3 protein-coding genes are annotated in these 5348 nt (G+C 66.9%); 1 reads left to right on the plus strand and 2 read right to left on the minus strand.

The window, feature by feature from the left end; translation table 11 throughout:
* Positions 1-154: 154 nt before the first annotated feature.
* Together ACFWY6_RS42950 and ACFWY6_RS42955 are read right to left on the minus strand one after the other, a co-directional pair.
* The gene (locus tag ACFWY6_RS42950; protein ID WP_384702601.1) at positions 155-1237 is read right to left on the minus strand and encodes an inositol-3-phosphate synthase; all 1083 of its coding nucleotides are present in this window, start codon (positions 1235-1237) and stop codon (positions 155-157) included.
* A gap of 59 nt (positions 1238-1296) precedes the next feature.
* Positions 1297-1983: a PadR family transcriptional regulator gene (locus ACFWY6_RS42955; protein ID WP_361828096.1), complete on the minus strand. Its 687-nt coding sequence runs from the start codon at positions 1981-1983 to the stop codon at positions 1297-1299.
* 374 nt (positions 1984-2357) lie between these two features.
* Here ACFWY6_RS42955 and ACFWY6_RS42960 point away from each other — a divergent pair, with 374 nt between their 5' ends.
* Positions 2358-5108, plus strand: coding sequence for a transglycosylase domain-containing protein (locus ACFWY6_RS42960; protein ID WP_384702605.1), 2751 nt, complete (start codon positions 2358-2360; stop codon positions 5106-5108).
* Positions 5109-5348 lie beyond the last annotated feature (240 nt).

The following is a 5348-nucleotide window of genomic DNA, read 5'->3' on the forward strand; positions in this document are numbered from 1 at the left end:
ATATCCGCCGCCCGGCGCGCGGGCGCCGAAACCCCCGCCGGCCCACATTTTTGCGCTGGACCCCCCCCCCCGCCTGGGGCCACCCCAAAAAACCCGGGGGGGGCCCGGGGGCGTTGGCCCGGGGCACCCTCAACACAAGTGCGACAGCTGAGCTTTAGCGCTCGACCTCGCCCTTGATGAACTTCTCGACGTTGTCGTACGCCTCGTCGTCGAAGTACTGCACCGGCGGGGACTTCATGAAGTACGAGGACGCGGAGAGGATCGGGCCGCCGATGCCGCGGTCCTTGGCGATCTTCGCGGCGCGCAGGGCGTCGATGATGACGCCCGCCGAGTTCGGGGAGTCCCAGACCTCGAGCTTGTACTCCAGGTTCAGCGGGACGTCGCCGAAGGCACGGCCCTCGAGTCGGACGTACGCCCACTTGCGGTCGTCCAGCCACGCCACGTAGTCCGACGGGCCGATGTGGACGTTCTTCTCGCCCAGCTCGCGGTCCGGGATCTGCGAGGTGACGGCCTGCGTCTTCGAGATCTTCTTGGACTCGAGGCGGTCGCGCTCGAGCATGTTCTTGAAGTCCATGTTGCCGCCGACGTTGAGCTGCATGGTGCGCTCAAGACGGACACCGCGGTCCTCGAACAGCTTCGCCATCACGCGGTGCGTGATGGTGGCGCCGACCTGCGACTTGATGTCGTCGCCGACGATCGGGACGCCCGCCTCGGTGAACTTGTCGGCCCACTCCTTGGTGCCGGCGATGAAGACCGGGAGGGCGTTGACGAAGGCGACCTTGGCGTCGATGGCGCACTGCGCGTAGAACTTCGCAGCGTCCTCGGAGCCCACGGGCAGGTAGCAGACGAGGACGTCGACCTGCTTGTCCTTGAGGATCTGGACGATGTCGACCGGGGCATCGGCGGACTCCTCGATGGTCTGGCGGTAGTACAGGCCCAGGCCGTCGTAGGTGTGGCCGCGCTGGACGGTGACGCCCTTGTTCGGCACGTCGCAGATCTTGATGGTGTTGTTCTCGCTGGCGCCGATGGCGTCCGAGAGGTCGAGGCCGACCTTCTTGGCGTCCACATCGAAGGCGGCGACGAACTCGACATCACCGACGTGGTAGTCGCCGAACTGGACGTGCATCAGGCCCGGGACCTTGGTGTCCGGGTCTGCGTCCTTGTAGTACTCGACGCCCTGGACCAGCGAGGCGGCGCAGTTGCCCACGCCGACGATGGCTACGCGAACCGAACCCATTCCGGTTGCTCCCTGTGTGATCTGTGTATTCCGGATGAAACCCTGCGGAACGCGGGGTCTCACTTGGCGGTGTCATCGGACGGATCCGGCGGCGGGTTCACGTCCCGCCGCCGGGGCAGGCCGCCCGACTCCCCAGATGTGCTGTCTTGCCGAGCAGAGCCGTCCGGGGTGGACCGCTGATGGTCCCGCCCCGCCCGCTCGCTCTCGATGAGCTCGTTCAGCCAGCGCACTTCGCGCTCCACGGACTCCATTCCGTGCCGCTGCAGCTCAAGCGTGTAATCGTCCAGGCGCTCCCGGGTGCGGGCCAGGGAGGCGCTCATCTTCTCCAGACGCTCCTCGAGGCGGCTGCGACGCCCCTCGAGCACCCGCATGCGTACGTCCCGCGAGGTCTGCCCGAAGAAGGCGAAGCGGGCGGCGAAGTGCTCGTCCTCGTACGCGTCGGGGCCGGTCTGCGAGAGCAGCTCCTCGAAGTGCTCCTTACCTTCGGCCGTCAGCCGATAGACGATCTTGGCGCGGCGCCCGGAGAGGGGAGCCGCGAGAGCGTCTTCGGGGGTGCTCCCCGTTTCCTCGATCAACCAGCCGTTGGCGACCAGCGTCTTGAGGCAGGGGTAGAGCGTCCCGTAGCTGAAGGCGCGGAACACTCCCAGTGACGTGTTGAGTCGTTTGCGCAGCTCATAGCCGTGCATCGGGGACTCGCGCAGCAGGCCGAGCACGGCGAACTCGAGGATGCCGGAGCGTCTGCTCATGTGTCGCCTCCCGTCTGCCAGCGTCTGTCTGCACGGTCTTTATGCCGAGCTGATGTATCGACTCGATACATCGAGACGATAGAACGGCCCTCCTCACGGGGCAAGAGGGGAAACGGTGAACGGCGTCACATCACCGATTCGTAGGAAGTAACTTGCCTGATTTGGGGTGAACTTCGGCTCTACGAGGGTTTTGACGGTGCGTAGTCTGTGCGCCATGCAGACCGCCGGGAACCAAGTGACGCCAGAGGGCGTCGTCGTCCCTGGTGTAGTGCGGATGAGCGCCGGGATGGGCGCATCCGTACTTCGGGGGGACCGGAAACCAGCCGCCGTTTCCAGGCGCGGACATCTGCGCCTGCCCGAGGAGTAATCGTTCGATGAGCGAGCACCGTCGCAAACCGCCGCAGCCGCAGGGCGGCGGACGCGCCGCGACCAGACGCGGCGTCTCCGGCGATTCGTCGGGCCGCCGCGCGGCACCGCGTGGCGCCTCTGGATCGCCCACTTCCTCAACCGGCTCGTACGGATCGGGTGCCCCCGACGGGGACCGTTCCTACGGCGGCCGGGCAGAGGCCCGTCGCGCGGCACAGCGCAGTGGTGCCGTCGGCACGGGCGGCGGCCGCCGCAGGGCGGCCGACGGGTCCGGTGGCGGCCGCTCGGGCGGTGGTGGCGGAGGCCGACGTGGTGGGCCCGGTGGGTCGGCTGGGCCGGGTCGCGGCAGGGGCCGTGGCGGTCAGGGACCCGCCAAGAAGCGGTTCATCGACTACCCGCGCGCGAACAAGCAAGGTGTGCGGCGCTGGGTCCCGTCCTGGCGTCTTGTCACCGGCCTGTTCGTCGGCTTCCTCGGCAGCCTGATGGCGGTCGCCGGAATCGCCTACGCCTTGGTGGAGGTGCCGAAGGTCGACGAGGCCGCCAAGGCACAGAACAACGTCTACTACTGGGCCGACGGCAAGCAGATGGTCGCGACCGGTGGTGAGACGAACCGCCAGATCATCGACTACGCGAAGATCCCCGAGGCGATGCGGACCGCCGTCATCTCGGCGGAGAACAAGACGTTCGAGGACGACAAGGGTGTCGACCCCATGGGCATCACTCGTGCCCTGGTCAACATGGCCAAGGGCGGCGAGACCCAGGGTGGCTCGACCATCACCCAGCAGTACGTGAAGAACGCGCGCCTCAATGACCAGTCGCAGACGGTCACGCGTAAGTTCAAAGAGCTCTTCATCTCCATAAAGGTCGGCCGGACGGTCCCCAAGGAAGAGATCATGGCGGGGTACCTCAACACCGCCTACTACGGCCGCGGTGCCTATGGCATCCAGGCCGCGGCCCACGCGTACTTCAACATGGACGCCACGGACCTGGACCCCAGCCAGTGCGCGCTTCTCGCGACGGTCCTCAAGGGCGCCACGTACTACGACCCCGCTGGCTCCCCCGAGGTCGACCCCGCAGCCACGCCCGACGCGAACAGGGAGCGGGCCACGAAGCGGTGGAGGTGGATCCTTGACGAAGAGGTCAAGGACGGCCACCTGACCTCCACGGAGCGGGACAAGTACCAGAAGTTCCCGAAGCTGCAGAACCCGCGGTCCAACGCCCAGCTCGGCGGTCAGATCGGTTACCTGGTCGACCTGGCCAAGGCATACGTGATCAACAACAGTGACGGCAAGATCACGGCCAATGACCTCCAGCAGGGCGGCTACGAGATCCACACGACCTTCGACAGGACGAAGGTCAAGGAGCTCGAGAAGTCCGTGGAGAAGGTCCGCAAGGCGAAGATCAAGCCCAAGCTGCGTAAGGACAAGGACACCCACGTCCAGTTCGGTGGCGCCTCGGTGAACCCGAAGGACGGCGCGATCGAGGCGATCTACGGCGGTGAGGACGCGACCAAGCACTTCACCAACAACGCGGACCAGACCGGTGCGCAGGTCGGCTCGACGTTCAAGCCCTTCGTGCTGGCTGCCGCCTTCAAGGACGGCACGCGCAGCAAGGAGGGGTTGCCGGACCAGGGCGAGGGCGAGCGCACCATCGTCAACCCCAAGAGCCTCTACAGCGGCAAGAACAAGCTCAAGATCAAGAACTACGACGGCAGCATCTGGACGGACAAGGAAGGCAAGGAGTGGCTGCAGACCAACGACGGTGACGCGTCCTACAACGCCCCGAGCTACCAGATCGACCTCCGCGAGGCGATGCGGGAGTCCGTCAACTCGGCCTATGTGCAACTCGGCATGGATGTCGGCCTCGACAAGGTGAAGGAGGCGGCCATCGCCTCCGGCATCAAGGAGAACAGCCTGGCCAGCGCCAATTACCCGTCGTTCTCTCTCGGTACGTCCTCTCCGAGCGCGATCCGCATGGCCGGTGCGTACTCCACGTTCGCCTCCAGCGGCAAGCAGAACGAGCCGTACTCGGTCAAGGAAGTCGAGCACAAGGGCAACACCGTCTTCGAGCACGAGTCGCAGACCAAGCGGGCCTTCGACCCGGACGTTGCCAACAACGTCACCGACGTGCTCAGGACCGTCGTCGAGAAGGGCACCGGTACCTCGGCCCAGCTGAGCGGCCGCCAGGTGGCGGGCAAGACCGGTACGACCGACGGCAACAAGTCCGCCTGGTTCGTCGGCTACACCCCGCAGCTGTCGACGGCGATCAGCATGTACCGCCTCGACGACAACGAGGGGAACAAGAAGCGCGAGTTCCTGGAGATGTTCGGCACGGGTGGCGAGGAGAAGATCCACGGTGCCTCGTTCCCCGCGCAGATCTGGAAGGACTACATGGAGCAGGCCCTCAAGGACCAGCCCGTGAAGAACTTCCCTGTGCCGGAGCCGATCGGTGAGGTCGTCGGTGAGACGCCGCCGCCGAGCCCGACTCCTACGGAGACCGAGGAGCCGGAGGAGTCGCCGTCGCCGACCCCCACGGATACCGGACCGTCCGAGAGCCCCTCGGGCAGCCCCGATCCCGGTGAGTCCTGTGCCGACTGGGACTGGCAGTGCAGCAACAACGGCGGTGCCGCCGACGGCGGGACCACCGATGGGAGCACCGGCGAACCGTCGCCACCGACCACAGAGGATCCGACCGGCGGTGGAGGAAGCAACGGCAACGGCAACGGCAACGGAGGCATCTTCGGAGGCCCGACCGGCTGACCGAGGCACCCCGCGTGCATGTTTCACGTGAAACGCACCGTTTCACGTGAAACACGCACAGCCGATCATGAAGAGGGGCCGCCCCCCCGCGGCGGGGGGGGGGGCCGCCCCCGCCGGCGCGCGTCCCTCGCCCTCCCCCCGCCGGGCTGAGCCGTCCCGGGGGCGGCCCCCCCCCAACTCGGCGCCCGCACGGCCTCGTTCGCGCCGATGGACACGGCGACCGGCGAGACCGGCATGGAG

This window comes from Streptomyces sp. NPDC059037 (assembly GCF_042740015.1).
Taxonomy (GTDB): domain Bacteria; phylum Actinomycetota; class Actinomycetes; order Streptomycetales; family Streptomycetaceae; genus Streptomyces.